Annotated in this window: 4 protein-coding genes; 2 read left to right on the top strand and 2 right to left on the bottom strand. The window is 51.3% G+C overall.

Annotation, left to right across the window (positions count from 1 at the left end; all coding sequences use genetic code 11):
* Positions 1-115 precede the first annotated feature (115 nt).
* A complete protein-coding gene (locus AC286M_RS30075) occupies positions 116-1741 on the bottom strand; it encodes a hypothetical protein (RefSeq protein WP_488207891.1) in 1626 nt (541 codons plus the stop codon).
* Between the two features lie 129 nt (positions 1742-1870).
* Here AC286M_RS30075 and AC286M_RS30070 point away from each other — a divergent pair, with 129 nt between their 5' ends.
* Positions 1871-5206: an alpha-mannosidase gene (locus tag AC286M_RS30070; protein WP_488207890.1), complete on the top strand. Its 3336-nt coding sequence runs from the start codon at positions 1871-1873 to the stop codon at positions 5204-5206.
* Positions 5207-5214: 8 nt separating this feature from the next.
* Positions 5215-5703, top strand: coding sequence for a crossover junction endodeoxyribonuclease RuvC (ruvC, locus tag AC286M_RS30065; protein WP_488207889.1), 489 nt, complete (start codon positions 5215-5217; stop codon positions 5701-5703).
* 141 nt (positions 5704-5844) lie between these two features.
* Here ruvC and AC286M_RS30060 read toward each other — a convergent pair whose 3' ends face one another.
* Positions 5845-17445, bottom strand: coding sequence for a cadherin domain-containing protein (locus AC286M_RS30060; protein WP_488207888.1), 11601 nt, complete (start codon positions 17443-17445; stop codon positions 5845-5847).
* Between the last annotated feature and the right edge of the window lie 877 nt (positions 17446-18322).

Raw genomic sequence — 18322 nt, 5'->3', positions numbered from 1 at the left:
GTAACTAGCATAACCAGAATTGCGATCGCAGTCCTACTTATTCCGTCCTAATTTAGTCCCATCTATTCAGCCCTATCTGTTCATAACCAACTCAGTTCACTAGCTATTTAGTAGATTAAACTGGCCAAAGTTGCCTGAGCCATTTGCCCAAATTAATTAATCGATCTTCGAGCCAGAGCATAATTCGATCCAGCCATTCGAGAATGCGCTCGAGGGGATGCTTGACATAGCCGACAAAGGAGACTTTTGCCTCTAGCCAGGTGACATCGGGTACAGAGGTTTGCTCTGGGTGGCTGAGCCCGGCTGACGGTGTCGTCGTTGCCGTAGATGAAGACTGCATCGGCGTGGGTTGGGGATTGGTAAGAGCGGCTGCTTCAGTTCTTTGAGTTGTTCGATCCGTAGACTGGCTCTGGGTTTCAGTGGGCGCAGTGAGCGAGGCACCGAACGAAAAAATAGCTGCTGATTGGGAATAGGGAGAGCTGGGGCGGCGGTTGTTGGCAATGTGTGATCGCACTTTTTGCGATAACTCGTCTAAGTTAGGTTCCGTCATCTCAGGAGATCCAGCGGGTTGGGAGCGGCGGATCAGCGATCGCGGTTGGGCTAGCTTAGCCAGCCAGGATGGCGGCATGGACGGCTTGGGCGCATAGAGTTCCCAGTCTTGCGCGGGGTCTGGATTGGCGGGTGCGGTCTTTGAATTTGCATCAGAGACGTGAGAAACAGCTAGCTCGGACGACAAGCTGCGGTTGAAGTGTTTGAGGAACCACGCCTTGCCGCGCTGGAAGAGGGAGGTGGTTGAATCGACAATGGGGGAAATGTCCGCCGCTTCTAGGCGGGCCATGGTGTAGTCAAGCTGGTCGGGAACGGGCAGTCGCAGCGACTGAGCCACCGTGCGCGGTAACGCCGTCTGGGGTGATGCAATTGGCGAGGGCAGCAGGGCCGATTCTTGAAAAATGTTGAGGCCAACCGCCAGCGGACTTTGCTGTACCCAGGCCATAAGCTGCTGGAAGCGGCGCACTGGCAGCAGTCCCCGGATGCCGTTGCCCGGTAGCGCTTCGGCGCGAATCTGGGTTTGGCCGAGTAAACGCACCTGCTGGATTTGGTGGTCGTACTGCTCCAGTTCCCAAATGATGCGGGTACGGAGCTGCTGCTGTTGCGCGTTGGAGAGAACGTCGATAATTTCGTTGCGATCGCTAATCAGCACCAGCGTCCGATTGAGAAGCTGGCTAGCGATGCCGCGAATCTGCGTCCGCTGGGTGGCTAGTTCCGCCGAATCCGGCATATCCAAAATGCCAGCAGCGGGTTGTCCGTCCAGCGTTTGGGTGGCCTGCACCGTCAGCTTGACCGAGCGCTGCTGCACCTTCGGTAGAGACAAGGCTTTGATGGCCTGTAGCACGTTGAATACAGGCGCATCCGGTGCGGGTAGCGTGGGAATTTCGGTGTCGTCATTCAGCCAAGCGTCGTTCGGCTGCTCTGAATTGGCTGAAGGGTGATCAGGATTGGTATCTGCCGTTTTTGCTGATCCCAGCCGGAAACGAGTCATAAATCGCCCCACTGGCCCAAGTTGCTTGCCAGCAACGCGCGTCGTTTGAAATAGCGCGTAGATAGGATAGAGCACGGCCTGAGCGCCCCAAACCGTCGCAATCTTAAGTCGTCGGGCAGTCTCGCTTGATTTGTCAGCCAGCTGGCGGGACTGGCGCAGCAGGAAGTTAAGCAAGCGACTTTGGTAGGGGCCAGAACTCATAATGGCAAGGGGTGTGACGAATCGGGCATCAAGCAAATCGAGCCAACGGACGAAGCAGTTGACCGATGCGGAATGATAACGGCATGATGATGCTGCCGCTGACCTGATTGTATAAGATCGGTTTCCTCTATGACGACCTCCGATGCCACCTCGCGCCCGACCGCTGATGCTGTACTCGATTCCCAAGCCATTGAGCCGTACCAAGCTGAACTTGAACCTGCGATCGCACATTTACGCACCCTTTCCCAACCGGATATTCAGTCAGCTTGGCACTGGATTTTTCAGGATGTTTCCATTGCCGAATTAGAGCGTCTGCCCTGGCAGAACGAGCCGATTGCACCCCTGAATGATCGGCAGCATATTGCCTGGAGCAAAGGTCAGCAGGTGGTTTGGCTGGTGCAGCAGATTGTGGTGCCGGAGCAGGTGCAGCGCTATCCGGTCACTGACTTGACCCTGCGGTTTTCGGTGGCCTGGTGGGCAGAAGTGGCTGAAATTTACGTCAATGGTCAACGGGTGCAGGAAGGCGATCTGTTTGATTACTTCACGCGCATTCAGCTCAGTGCAGCGGTTGAGCCGGGTCAAGCGTTTACGCTGGCGATTCGGCTGGTGAGTCCTGGTCATGATGACGGGGCACTGGTGCGATCGCACTTAATCTATGAGGTGCCCAACACGCTCGATTTACCGACGCCAGAACCGGGATTCGTGGCCGATGAACTGGCGGTGGTGCGGGAATATCTAACCCATTTTCAGCCGGATCAGCTTTCAGATTTGACTCAAATTGTTCGGCAAATTGCCTGGAATGTACTGCCCGATCGGGGCACGTTTCATGACAGCCTTGCCCAAATTCGACAACAGCTCACCCGCTGGCAGGACTGGCTGAAACAGCGACAGATCAACTATTTGGGGCACGCCCATTTAGACATGGCTTGGCTGTGGCCGCTGAGCGACACCTGGGATGCCGCTGAGCGCGCGTTTACCTCCGCCCTATCCCTACAAAAAGACTTTCCTGACCTGATTTTTGGTCACTCTAGCCCTGCCCTCTATGACTGGCTGGAGCAAAATCGTCCGGAGCTGTTCAGCCAGATTCAGCAGCAGGTGCAGGCCGGGAAATGGGAAATCATCGCCGGACTGTGGGTGGAGCCAGAGTTCAATACCGTCAGCGGCGAATCGATTGTGCGTCAGGTGCTTTACGGGCAGCAATATACACAGGAAAAATTCGGCGTTAAAAGTGCGATCGCATGGTTGCCGGACAGTTTTGGCTTTTGCTGGCAGCTACCGCAAATCCTGAAGCAGGGCGGCATTGACTACTTTGTGACGCAGAAACTGCGCTGGAACGATTCGACCCAGTTCCCTCACAAGATTTTTCAGTGGCAAGCGCCCGACGGCAGCCAGATTTTTAGCTTGATGTCGCCGCCAATTGGGGAGTCGATTGAGCCAGTCAAACTCGCCCAATACGCCTGCCAGTGGGAAGCGCAAACCCAGCAGTCATCGGCTTTTTGGCTACCGGGAATCGGCGATCACGGTGGCGGCCCCACCCGCGACATGCTAGAAATTGCCCAGCGCTGGCAAGCGTCTCCCGTTTTTCCGGAGCTACAGTCTATCTCGGCACTCGCCTATCTACAGCAGCTTGAGCAGTCCGTCAGCACCGCCGAGCCGCCGTTACCCGTGTGGAACGACGAACTCTATCTGGAATTCCATCGCGGCTGCTACACCTCCCACGCTGACCAGAAGTGGTTCAACCGCCGCTGTGAAGATCGGCTCTATGAAGCGGAACTCTACGCCACAGTTGCGTATTTGCTGACGGATACGCCCTATCCGGCGCAGGAGCTAGAACAAGCGTGGAAAAACGTGCTGTTTAACCAGTTTCACGACATATTGCCCGGTTCCGCTATTCCCGAAGTCTTTGTCGATGCCAATCAAATGTGGCAAGAGGCTCAAAGTACGGCGCTAGAGATCCGCGATCGCAGTTTAGTCACCATCGCCGCGCAAATTGATTTCAGCCAACCACCTGCGCCGGATGCCGTGCCAGTTGTAGTATTCAACCCCTGCAACTGGGTGCGATCGCACATTGTCGAACTCACTCTCCCCCTAGATGCCCCCCTCGATCACTGGCAGGTACTCGACCAAAATCATCAGCCATTAACCACCCAACCCTCCCACACACCCCAAACCCTCCTCGCCCAAATTCCGAGTGTCCCATCCATCGGCTATCGAGTCATCTGGCTAGTGCGATCGCAACCCATCCACCCATTTACCCATCTACCCATCAACCCACCCACTCAATACCACCTCCAAAACCCATTCCTCCGCGTCACCCTCGACCCAACCACTGGAGACATCGCCCAAGTTTTCGATCAGGTCAACCAGCGCCCTGTGCTCGGCGGTAACGGCAACCAGCTTCAAGCTTTCCAAGATCAAGGCCAATATTGGGACGCTTGGAATATCGACCCCGATTATCAATCCCATCCCCTGCCGCCGAGTCAGTTAATCAGTATCAACTGGTTGGAACAGGGCAACCTGCGCCAGTGCATCCGCGTCGTGCGCCGCATCGGCCAGTCCGACTTTCAGCAGGACTACATCCTCGAAGCCGATTCACCCATTCTCAAAATTGCTACCAAAGTCAACTGGCAAGAGCGGCACGTCCTGGTCAAGGCCGCATTTCCACTTGCGATCGCATCTGACTCCGCCACCTACGAAATTCCCTACGGTGCAATCACTCGGCCTACTCAGCCCACTACGCCCGCCGAAAAAGCCAAATGGGAAGTCCCCGCCCTCCGCTGGGCCGATCTGAGTACATCGACTTCTAACATCCCAACTCCTGACACCCCGCCCAGCAACACCCCAAACCATCAACCCAACTACGGCGTTAGCCTATTAAACGACTGTAAATACGGCTACGATAGCCAGCCCAACTGTCTGCGCCTGACGCTGCTGCGCGGTTCAGAATGGCCCGACCCGCAAGCCGATTTAGGCGAACACCAGTTCACCTATGCCCTCTATCCCCATGCCAAGACTTGGCAAACAGCTCAAACCGTTCAGCGGGGCTACGAACTAAACCGCCCATTGCTCGTTTGGTATCCCAATTTATCGTCAACCACGGCCATGCAGTCACCGACTGAGCCAACAACAAACCTACCAACCCTTAACAGTTTCCTCTCAACTTCTACGCCGAATAATGATAACAATTCCTGGATTTTATCCGCAGTTAAACCCGCTGAATCAAATCCCAAATACATCATTATTCGCGGCTACGAATCTGGTGGTCAGCTAACTGAAATTGAACTAAAAAACAGATTGGATTTAACACAAGTTGAAGCCGTTAATCTCTTAGAAGAACCTATCAATCATCAACCTTCACCCCTCTCAAACCAAACAACCACCATTCACCCCTGGAAAATCACTAGCTTCCGCTGCCAGATCTGCGATCGCACATCCACAGGCTCCGCAACTCACAGTTCTACTTGATTTCCCGAATGAAACGAATTCTCGGCATTGATCCAGGACTAGCGATTCTAGGTTTTGGCGCTATTGAATGCCATCCCCGGACATCCAAAAGTCATCAAGAACACACGATTCCCTATGACTTTGGCATCATTGAAACGCCCAAACATACCGAACTAGGCGATCGGCTCTGCACCATTTATGACGATCTCAATGCCCTAATTGAACAAACCCAACCGGATCTAGTAGCCATTGAAAAATTGTTTTTCTATCGCATGGGCAACACTATTTTGGTCGCCCAAGCTCGTGGCGTGATTATGCTTGTCCTGGCTCAGCATCAGCTTCCGTTTATCGAATTTACCCCTGCTCAAATTAAGCAAGCACTGACAGGTTATGGCAATGCCGATAAGCAAGCAGTTCAAGAAGCCGTTGCCCGCGAACTGAATTTGCCCACTATTCCCCGTCCTGATGATGCCGCCGATGCGCTGGCCGTCGCCTTAGCCGCCTGGTTCCAGCAGTAATGCAAAATACGTAAGAAAAAAGCCCTCTGAAACAGAGGGCTTTTGCGTTTGGTACTTAATCAAAAGGTGAATTTAGAGGTGCGATCTACAAGGTAATAGAAGGTAGTAAAAAGTGCGATCGCATCCCAACTTAAGAATTAATTAGACAACTACCTTCCAGTTAGCATCATTCACTTGCGGATTCAGAGCTTGTACTCCCTGGCGGGTAAAGTCATTACCAATAAACCAAGTTGTCGTTTGCCCTGTATTGCGATTCTGCCAGAGCAGATCATTAGCTCGGCCATCTCCATCAAAGTCAGAAACGCCCTCAATCCGCCAAGTGGTATCGGCTAGAATCGGCAGTGCTTGCGTGCTCTTGGTACCATCTGCATTAATAAACCAGACCACATTTTGACCAGTTGCATAATTGCGCCAAACCACATCATCTAAGCGACCATCACCATCGAAATTGCCCACACCAGCAATTTCCCAATTTGTATCTGTCACTGGATCAATCGAAACGAATCCAGTTCGAGTTGTACCGTTCATGATCCAAATTGAGTTCTGGCCCGTGACTTGATTTCGCCAAACCAAATCATCACGACGTGCGCTGTTGGCCTGGAATGTTCCTACACCTTGCAGCTGCCAACCAGCCTCGGTCACTGGATTAAGCGCAGTCGTCGCGATCCGACTCGTACCATTCATGAACCAAACGCTATTCTGACCAGTTGCACTATTTCGCCAAACTAGATCATCTTGACCATCTCCGTCATAGTCACCAATGCCTTCAATTCTCCAGCTTGCACCCGCAACAGCCGGAGGTGCACCACCTCCAATCCGTGTATTGTCGTCTAAGAACCACAGTGAATTCTGTCCGGTCGAAATATTCCGCCAAGCAACATCAGGTGAATTATCACGATTGAAATCAGGGAATGCAGAGTTACCAACCTGGACCGACTGGGTTGATTGAACCTGACCAACTGCATCAGCAACCGTAACAGATACGGTAAAGTTTCCTGGCGTTGTATAGACGTGAGATCCATTGATAGATGTGTTACCAGCGGCTAAATTCAGCGTTGTAGGTGCCGTACCGTCGCCCCACTGAATCGTGGCGGTATGAGGATCACCCTGATCGGGATCAACGAAACTACCCGCTAAATTAACCGTAAAGTTTGTTGACGTGTTTGGAATTGCCTGAAGCTGTAAATTACGCGGAGCCTCATCCACATCGTTTACAGTAATACCGACAGTACCAGTATTAGTCGCACCAGCATTATCTGTTGCTCTGACAGTCAAGGAATAACTGTTCAGGTTCTCAAAGTTGATCTCATTACTATCTGCAACGGTAATTTGCCCTGCAGTATTGATGGCAAAAGCCGCTGTTCCATCATTATCGTTATCAGGATTACCTGCCGTAATTGCCCAACCAGCTATGCTACCTTCCGGATCTGTTGCGGTGACCGTACCAACTGCCGTACCGTTTGGTGATCCTTCGTTAATTTCAAACGTTTGATCCGGATCAACAACTGGTGGGTCATTTTCATCCTGGATATTGATCGTAATATCCTGCTGAATCGTAAACTCTCCATCATTTGCCTGCACCCGAACAGTGTAAGGACCAGGGAACGACTCGGCGTCCAAATCATCCGCATCGGCAACCGTTAGCAATCCTGTGTTGTCAATAGCAAAGGCAGCATTGCCATCTGTATCGTTGTCAGGATTACCCGAAACAATAGACCAGGCCGTAACATTACCTTCTGGATCTTCATCGGCAACCGTACCGATTTCCGCACCATTGGCAGCATTTTCACCCACCGTAAACTGCTGGCCTGAAGGAATAACAGGTGGTTCATTAATGTCATTGACATTAATCACAACTGTTTCTGAATCAGTATTACCAGCCTCATCTGTCACTTGAATAGTTAGGTTGACGCTGGCGTTAGTGCTGGCATCAATATCATTACCATCAGTAACAAAAAGCTCTCCGGTTGTCGGATTAATGCCGAATGCAGCCGCTCCGTCACCGTCTGGGTTGATGTTTCCGCTTGTGATAGCCCAGGTTAAGCTATCGCCTGCATCTGGATCAGTTGCAACAACAGAACCAATTGAAGTACTTAGCGCAGCTCCCTCATCAATCGAGAAGGTTTGTCCTGCTTGAATTGTTGGTGACTCATTATCATCCTGAATTTGAACCGTGACCGTAGCGGTATCAGACGCATTAAAGCTGTCAATGACGGTAACTTCTAAGTCGTAGCTTTGGGCCGTTTCAAAGTCCAACTCATCGCCATCGAGAACCGTGATCACACCCTCACTGTTAATCGTGAACCCAGGCGAACCATCACCATCGGTGTCAGGATTACCGCTTGTGATCTCCCAGTTCACAAGGTTGCCATCAGAATCATCTACGTCAACAGTGCCAACGGCTGTGCCAGTCGCCGAATTCTCCAGCACGTCGAACACTTGTCCATCTAGGATATCCGGAGCCTGATTTGTGTCGTTGATATTGATAACGACAGACTCGGTATCACTGAGATTGGTAGCATCCGTAGCTGTGACTTCTAGGGTGATGGTGTCAGCAACCGTAAAGTCAATGTCATCGGTATCTGCGACGGTAATTTGACCCGTTGCATCAATGGCAAAGGCGCGAGTACCGTCTCCATCCAAATCCGGATTGCTCGCATCACTGATGGCCCAGGTGGTGATGTCGTTTTCTGGGTCAATGGCTGTCACCGTACCCACCGCAGTCGTATCGGCGATATTTTCATCAATCTCAAAGGCTTGCCCCGGATCAATGACTGGAGCCTCATCGGCATTGGTAACGGTGATGCCAATAACTTCAGTGCTGCTGAGTCCACCGGCGTCAGTGGCCGTCACCGTAAGCTGGGTGATTGGGGCCGCAGCCTCAAAATCAATGTCGTCAGTATCCGCTACTGTGATTACGCCTGTGTTGCTGATAGCAAAGGCACGAGTGCCATCTCCGTCGAGATCGGGATTGTCTGCATCACTAATTGTCCAAGCCACAACATCGGCATTTCCGTCTGGATCAGTCGCGGTGACAGTACCGACAACTGTACCGTTGGCAGCCGCTTCGCTGACATCAAAGGCCAGACCGGGGGTGACGGTTGGTGGTTCATTGACATTGGAAATCGTAACTCCCACCACCTGGGTCGTTGCTTCACCCAAGTTGTCTGTAGCCGTAATCTCCAGCTCGAAAACCGTCTTCGATTCAAAGTCCAGCCCATCACCATCTTCGACGATGATTTGGCCCGTATCGCTAATGGAGAATGTTGGTGTACCGTCTCCATCCAAGTCGGTATTACCATCCGTGATAGCCCAACTGTCGATCGTGCCATCGGCATCGGACGCCGCAACTGTGCCAACAACCGTTCCCGGCGGTGAGTTTTCTGGTACCGCGAAAGATTGACCTGGTGCGATAACAGGTGGCTCATTTGCATCAAAGTTGAGATTAATCTGAACGTCACCCGCTTGTGCTTGGAAACCATCGACTAGGAAGTAATAGGTTGCACCTTGTACGGCAACAAACTGCACTTCACTTTGCACACTGCCTGTCGCATCATCATTGAATGCAACCTCAGTGAGCGCATCAACGGTTGTTCCGGTATATACACCAAGCAGAGTGTCAAAGCTGCTGCCAAATGTATCAACGATAACAAGGCCAGAAGCAGGAGCCGTCCATGTCCACCATACGCTGTTGTTAGGAATGCTCAGCGTAGGTTCTCCCGTTTCGGCTGTTGCATCAACATTGCTGCCAGTATCGCTATCGGTGACTCCTGCTAGTTGAATTGCACTCGCAAAGTCATCATTCAGCGGATCAATATCTTCGATATTGACCGTAATCACTTCCTGAGACGTGCCAATGCCATCTCCAACTTGAACTGTCAGATCATAGCTAGCCACAGCGCCTGCCGCTTCTTGATCCAGATCGCCGCGATCATTAACAACCAGCGCTCCTGTTGCCGAGTTGATCCGGAATGCCGCAACTCCGTCACCATCATTGTCTGGATTACCACCAACAATGGTCCAGCCGATTAAGGTGCCATCATCATCTGTCGCTGCAACTGTGCCAAATGCCGTACCGTTAGGAGCCGTTTCAGCCACGGTAAAGACTTGGCCCGGATCAATGACGGGTAACTCATTGGCATCATTGACGGTGATCGTGACGGTTGTCGTATCGCTTAATTCACCGTCGCTAACTTCAACCTCCAGAGTGTAGGTTGTGGGGAATAGCTCAAAATCGAGTTCATCCGCATCATTGACGGTGATATTACCGTTGAGATCGATGGCGAAGAGTGGTGTGCCGTCTCCATCCCCATCTGGACTATTAATCGTGACGGTTTTAACTTCATTCGGTGGAGCATCGGGGTCGGTAAATTCAATGGTGCCAACTGGTGCACCAACGGGTTGCCCCTCATCAATTTCGAAAACGACAGGGTCAACTGTTGTAATAACAGGTGCTTCATTGACATCATTAACGCCAATCGTGACGCTTTCCGTACTGCTCAGTCCCTCTGCATCGGTAACGGTGACATTCAGCGTGTAAGTTGGATTGGTTTCAAAATTAATTTCATCACCATCGGTGACAACAATCTGACCATTTTGAACCGAGAACGCGGGGGTACCGTCGCCATCCGCATCGACGACTGCAATGCTGCCCGTAAAGGTGTCATTAGCATCTGGATCAGAGAATGTAATATCACCAACGACTGTCCCATTCGCCGCATTTTCGTCCACTGTAAATGCCTGACCTGGATCAACAACCGGAGCTTCGTTGACGTCATTGACGGTTACTGTGATGTCGCGGGTGCTGAAATCTCCTTGGCCATCTACGGCCCGCACGGTCAGAGTGTATTCGGTTGGGTACTCTTCAACATTTAACTCATCTGGATCTAATACAGATAGCTCTCCTGTTGGACTGATTTCAAAAGCGGGGATACCATCTGTATCGTTGTCGGGATTTGTGGCTGCAACAATTTCCCAATTTGCGATTTGATTAGTGGGATCGGTATCTGGATCACCGCCATTGACGGTGCCAAAGACCGTACCTTGAGGTGAACCTTCATCTACGTCAAACGTTTGATTCGGTGCGATGAAGGGTGGTTCATTTTCATCAGTTACGCTGACCGTGATGGTACCAGTGCTGCTAGCACCTTCTGCATCAGTCGCCTGAATGGTCAGCGTGTAGTCAGTCGGGAAATCCTCAAAATTGAGATCGCCCGGATCGGTGACAAATAGCCGCCCTGTATTGCTAATGCTGAAGGCAAACGTGCCATCGTCATCATTATCGGGATTGCCACCGACAATTTGGAATCCGCTTAGATTACCTTCTAGATCGGTTGCGGTGACAAAGCCAACCTCAAACCCAATCGGTGAATTTTCGGGAACGCTAAAGGTTTGGTCTGGATCGACAGTAGGAGGTTCATTGACGTTATCGATATTGACGGTAACAATCTCATCATCGGTATTACCTTGGCCATCAATGACTCGCACACCCAGGTCGTAGAACGATGTCGTTTCGAAGTCGAGTTCATCTCCGTCGTTAACGGTGATATTGCCGGAACTGTCAATCTCAAAGAGCAGTTCCCCGTCATTATCCGTGTCCACATTGCCTGTTAGGATGGCCCAGGTAACGATATCGCCATCGGAATCAACGGCTTCTACCGTTCCGACTGCATCGCCATCACCTGCATCTTCAGGAATTGTAAATTCTTGCCCTGGCGTGATTTCGGGTGGTTCCTCAACATTGGTCACGGTAATGGTGACGGCTTCGGTATCGCTGAGGCCACCGGCATCAGTAATCGTGACATCCAGCGTGTAAGACTGGGTGGTTTCAAAGTCCAGCTCATCGGCATCATTGACAACGATTTCGTTGTTGGCATCAACGATAAATGCAGCTTCTCCATCATTGTCGTTATCGACGACTTCAATGGTGCCGACTTCATTAACGCCATCAATATCGGTAAATGCGATCGCACCTAAACTGAAGCTGTTAGTTGCTCCCTCAGAGACCGTAAAGGTTTGTCCAGGCTCAACATCGGGTGCTTCGTTGATGGGATTGAGGTTGATGGTGAGCGTTGCGGTATCGCTCAGTCCCTCTGCATCGGTAACGGTGACATCGACATCGACGCTCATCACGTTCTCGAAATCGAGTTCATCGCTATCGGCAACGGTAATTTGGCCGTTGTTGTCAATTGCGAAGGCAGGCGTACCATCCCCGTCATTATCAGGGCTGCTAATCTGCCAGCTAACGATGTTGTTTTCGGGGTCAGTGGCTGCGACCGTGCCGACAACGGTGTCATCATCGGCATTCTCATCGACATCAAACGCAGGCAGCGGCTCGGTGATGATGGGCGCTTCGTTGATGTTGTTGACCGTGACCGTGACGGTACGGGGAGCTGAGGTAACCCCTTCGCTGTCAGTAGCTGTTACCTGCAGCGTGTAGCTAGTTGGGCCAGCTTCAAAGTCTAGTAGAGCTGGGTCAGCAACGGTAATGACACCCGTGGGGCTGATCGTGAAAGCGCCATTGGGGTCGCCAGAAACAATCTGCCAGTTGGCGATATCGCCATCGGGGTCGTTACCAACGATTGTGCCAACTTCACTTCCCAGCGGCGAGTTTTCATCAACATCAAACGTCTGACCCGCTGGAATAAACGGTGGTTCGTTTACGTCGGTGATGTTAATCGTCACCGTCTCGGTGCTGGTTAACCCAAGGCTATCTCTGGCTTCGATGGTCAGCGTATACGTTTGGGGGAACGCTTCGTAATTCAGATCGCCCGGATCAGTGACAAAGATACGGCCTTGATTGTTGATGCCAAAAGCAGGAACTCCATCGCCATCGTTGTTGGGATTGCCACTAACGATGCGGAAACTCGCCAGATTACCTTCTAAATCGGTTGCAGCAATCGTTCCAACCGTAGTGTTCAGAGGCGAGTTTTCGGCGATGTCAAAGACTTGATCGGGAGTGATGATCGGAGCTTCGTTGACATTATCAACTTCCACCGTAACGGTTTCAATATCCTCATTGCCCTGGCCATCAATGACTCGTAAATCTAAGGTATAAGACGGGGTCGTCTCGAAGTCGAGTTCATCTCCGTCGTTAACGGTGATATTGCCGGAACTGTCAATCTCAAAGAGCAGTTCCCCGTCATCGTCCGTGTCCACATTGCCCGTTAGGATTTCCCAGGCAACGATATCGCCATCGGAATCAACGGCTTCTACCGTTCCGACTGCATCGCCATCACCTGCATCTTCAGGGACGGTAAAGACCTGACCCGGTGTGATTTCCGGCGGCTCAACCACATTGGTCACGGTAATGGTGACGGCTTCGGTATCGCTGAGGCCACCGGCATCAGTAATCGTGACATCCAGCGTGTAAGACTGGGTGGTTTCAAAGTCCAGCTCATCGGCATCGTTGACAACGATTTCGTTGTTGGCATCAACGATAAATGCAGCTTCTCCATCATTGTCGTTATCGACGACTTCAATGGTGCCGACTTCATTAACGCCATCAATATCGGTAAATGCGATCGCACCTAAACTGAAGCCGTTAGTTGCTCCCTCAGAGACCGTAAAGGTTTGTCCAGGCTCAACATCGGGTGCTTCGTTGATGGGATTGAGGTTGATGGTGAGCGTTGCGGTATCGCTCAGTCCCTCTGCATCGGTAACGGTGACATCGACATCGACGCTCATCACGTTCTCGAAATCGAGTTCATCGCTATCGGCAACGGTAATTTGGCCGTTGTTGTCAATTGCGAAGGCAGGCGTACCATCCCCGTCATTGTCAGGGCTGCTAATCTGCCAGCTAACGATGTTGTTTTCGGGGTCAGTGGCTGCGACCGTGCCGACAACGGTGTCATCATCGGCATTCTCATTGACATTAAACGCAGGCAGCGGCTCGGTGATGATGGGCGCTTCGTTGATGTTGTTGACCGTGATCGTGACGGTACGGGGAGCGGACGTTGCGCCGTCACCATCGGTGGCGGTCACCTGCAGCGTGTAGCTAGTTGGGCCAGCTTCAAAGTCTAGTAGAGCTGGGTCAGCAACGGTAATGACACCCGTGGGGCTGATCGTGAAAGCGCCATTGGGGTCGCCAGAAACAATCTGCCAGTTGGCAATATTGCCATCAGGGTCATTGCCGACGAGGATGCCGACTTCCGTGTCGAGGGGAGAATTCTCGTCAACGTCGAAGGTTTGACCGGCTGGAATAGATGGAGGTTCGTTCACGTTGGTGACTTCGATGGTCACCGTCTCGGTGCTGGTTAATCCACCCAGATCAGACGCCTCAAGAGTCAGCGTGTAGGTGGTGGGAAGTACCTCAAAGTTGAGGTCACCATTATCGAGGACAAAAAGCTGCCCATTTGGCCTAATCCCAAACGCCAGAACGCCATCGCCATCATTATCGACGTTACCGTCAACAATCCTAAATCGATTGAAATTACCCTCTGGATCGGTCACAACAACTGGAGTACCAATTGAACTGCCGATCGCGGAATTTTCAGGAATGGTAAAGACCTGGCCTGGCGTGATGAACGGCGGCTCATTGACGTTCGTGACATTGACCGTAACGTCTTCGGTAGCCGTATTGCCATCTTCATCAATGGCCGTCACGCTCAAAGTATAGGTAGGCGTCGTCTCATGGTCGATTTCGTCCGCATCATTGATAAAGATGGTGCCGGAACCATCAATGCCAAAAGCGAATTCGCCATCTCCATCCGCATCGGCATTGCTGGCATCCAGAATCAGCCAGTTCGCAACATCGTCTTCTGGGTCAGTTGCGGTTACGGTGCCAACCTCCGTGCCTGCGGGTGAATTTTCGGGTACGGTCAGCACTTGACCTGGAGCAATGACCGGCACCTCAGATTCGTTGAGGACGGTAATCGTAAACGTTTCAGTGTACGTTAAGCCGCCTGCATCAGTGACGGTGATGTCCAGTGTGATAGAGGGTTCTGTCTCAAAATCCAGCGCGGTTGTGAGCTGTAAATTATTACCTACAACCGTGAAGCGAGGATCGCTTGTCGAGAACGTAAAGGTGTCACCAGCATCTGGATCGGTAACGGTTAGCGCCCCGATCGTGACGCCTGAAACGTTTTCGCTAACAGTGTTACCCGACAGCTCCAGATCAGTTGGAGCTTCATTCGCAGCTGTGACATTCACCGTCACGGTTTCGGTGTCGGTTGCGCCATCGGCATCGGCGGCGGAAATCTCCAGATCAAAACTGTTCGGGAGTACTTCAAAATCTAGATCGTCTGCATCATTAACGATCAGGTTGCCGCTGCCATCAATCGCAAATGCGCCGTTGCCATCGCCGTCTAGATCCGGGTTATTGGCCGTGATTGACCAAATAACGCTGTCGCCATCTGGATCGGCAGCTGCGATCGCACCCACAATACTTCCTTGAGGGGTATCTTCTGGTACGTCAAACGGGCCTACCGGAGTCGTGATTTCAGGCGCTTCATTAACATTCGTGAGGTTGATCGTCACCGTTACTGTGTCAGTTAGACCCGTCTGGTCGGAAACCTGAACCTCTAAGGTATAGGTCGTATTGCCGCTTTCAAAGTCAATATCATCGGGGTCAGTGACAAAGATTTCCCCATTGTTATTAATGCCAAACGGTAACGTCGTATCTCCGTCACCATCCGGCCCATTGCCCGACAAAATCGACCAGGTCAAAACCGAGCCTGCGTCGGAATCGGTCGCCGTCAAAGTCCCAACGACGGTATCCAGTGGGGCATCTTCAGCCAGCGAAAACGTGACGGTTTGATCCGGGTCAATAATGGGAGCTTCATCAACATTCGTGATGTTGACGGTAAATGTTGCCTGGGAAGAGTCTCCCTCATCATCTGTGACTTCAGCGACCAAATCAAAGGACGTAACGCCGCTTTCAAAATCCAGATCATCAGCATCGTTGATGATCAGTTGGCCGGATGGGCTTAAGCGGAACGCATCTACGCCATCGCCGTCTACATCGACATTGCCATCAATCAGTTCCCAGGTAATCGGATCGCCTTCTGGATCGGTCGCCAAGAAAGTCGCAACACTCGTTTCGGCAGGTGAATTTTCGGGTACAGAAATCGTGAAGGACTGAGCCGGATCGATCACAGGCGGATCGTTCTGCGGAATTACCGTCACATTGAGCAGCCCCGTAGTAGCCGAGATCGCTGTGATGCCACCCGTATTGGTCGAGACGTTACGGGTAATGATCGAAAACTGACCGTCTGTAAAGTTGCCCGTATAGCTGTTATCAATGGCCCGCACGGTCAATCCCGGCGGCTCACCACTAAAACCAGGTGCAGGGACGAATCGGAGCTGCGTATTGGCCGATAACACCAGTGCCTGAGTTTGACTGACGGTTGGACTAATGCTGAACCAACTGCCGCCGCCATTGGTGGAATACTGCCAACGTCCCTGTGTTGTGGGGCTAGCTGGATTGCTCTGCACAGCAATACCCGCCAAAGACGATCCCGCATCCAAATCAGAAAAGACGCCGCCAAACAAAGCGGAAACCGTTTGTCCACTCGGGTTAGTCGTGTCTTCATCGATATCTGAAAGCTGGGCATTCCCTGTGAGATTGGGGGCATCATTGACAGCCGTAACGTTGATCGCAACCGTTACCGTGTCGGTACCGCCATCTCCATCATCCACGCGTACGGTAACGCTGTCGGTGCCGCTAAAGTTGGCATTGGGTGTATAGGAAATCTGCCCCGTCGTTGGGTTGATGGTTGCTGTACCGTTTTGAGCTGGCTGCGTCAACGACCAGGCCAACGGGTCGTCGCCCGGATCGGTGGCGGTCAAGGTCAACGTTCCAGCCGTTAAGGCATCCTCAGTGACAGTGAGGACGGGATTAGCTTGATCAATCGAGGGTGCTAGGTTATTAACCGTGAACAGGTTAGTTGTGACCGACGATTGATTTAATGCGTCTGTGACGGTAACAGTGACTGTGTAGGTGGTGCCGCTAGCCGGATCGTCTACATATTCATGGTCAATATTGAAGCTATAGACACCGCTACCGCTGTCAAAAATCTGGGCATTGTTGATGTTGCTGGTGGTGCCGTCGCCCCAGTTGATTAGAACCGCGTGAGCTTCACCAATATCATCCTGAAACGTACCGTTGAGGTTAACTGTTGTGCCTTCATTAACGGGTGAGCCTGGACTGAAAATCAGGTTCGCTTGAGTTGGAACGGCAAATACACCAGCGTAGGTTTGCAGCGTTTCTGAACGGAAAACAAGCGATGCTGAACGGTGAGCATCGGCATCCTGAGCCAAATTAGGGGTAGGAGAAGGTGCGATCGCAGTTTCTAATTGCCAGGTTCCACCTTGGGCCGCACTACCCACCAACTGCTGAGACGCGTAAATAGCTGCCCCAGTCAACTGTTGCAGCTTAGCTAAAAATTCTGCTCCCGCATCTCCCGCCGCCACATTACAGCCATAAATTCGTAGCGTTGGCTGCTGTGACTTAGCCGCATCTGTCCAGCGGAACCACTGATCCAACTCAGCCCCATAGCGCTCCACCGTAGCCAAACTCAGTGATTCATTCCCCAAGAACAAACAACCCGGCAATCCGTGCGCAACAATATGAACGTCATTAATTTCTCGGTTTTTCCGGAGCGCCGCTGTCATCTGCTGAATAGCATTAATATCGGGACGCAAAATAACGACGTCTACGCTGGAATGTACACCACCAGCTAGTTGTTGGTAATCATCAATAGCAGCATCGATAAATATAAGAGAGCGAGAAATATTCATCATTTTGAGTTCAGTCCTGGGAAAACAACTGGTTTGTCAATTCAGAATTTAGATGACCTGAATGAGGCGATGGCCTCTTTCTCAGCGTGTTGAAGTCCGCTCAACTTAGTGCATCCAAAAATCTTCGGCTAAAAAATCTGCTTAGGCATTCGCTGTCGTCAATTGGGGTTTATCGCCAAGCCTGAAGTTGCTCGCCATGTCAAAAACGCACGGCAAAAAACACAGACTGACAAACTGTCATCCATTCAAGACGCGGCCTAGCTTAAAAAATCAGACTTAAGAAATGGATAGACCTCGTGACCAAAAGTGCAAGAGACTATACCACCCGCTTTTTGTGAAGTCGTTGAGTAACACTGCTACACCCGGATACAAACGCCACCGATCGCGACATCAGCATCACGAACAGCCCAACTGGCATACATCCACACACTTTGAGTACACCGAGTTGAAACCGTCCAAAACCCATACATTTTTTCTTTAGACGACGCAACTAAACGCAAGAGCTTTAATCCGCCTTTACAACTTTGACGTTCTACGATAAGCCAACCTCGACGTGACTCCTTGGATAGTGTGCCCAAAATTCACAAAAACAAGACACAACAGACATAAATTCTTAACGAAATTGTGACTTTTACAGTTGCGGGCTGTCTCTCAGCATGTCTTTGTAGATATTTGTAGATATTTTTACAGTCAGAGCAGCTACCGACTCACTGCATAAGAATGTCGTTTTCCTGTCTGTTTCAGTTCAAATTTACTCAAATCATCGTTGAAAATCAACGATTTCAATTGAGTTCGCACCCTAACTAAAAATTCGCTTCACACCCAAAACCACCCATCTACAAGGAATCCACCTGTAGATCAATCAAAACGGGTTTTAGTA

The organism is Thainema salinarum CENA647 (assembly GCF_057732415.1).
This window is presented reverse-complemented; position numbering and strand designations above follow the sequence as displayed.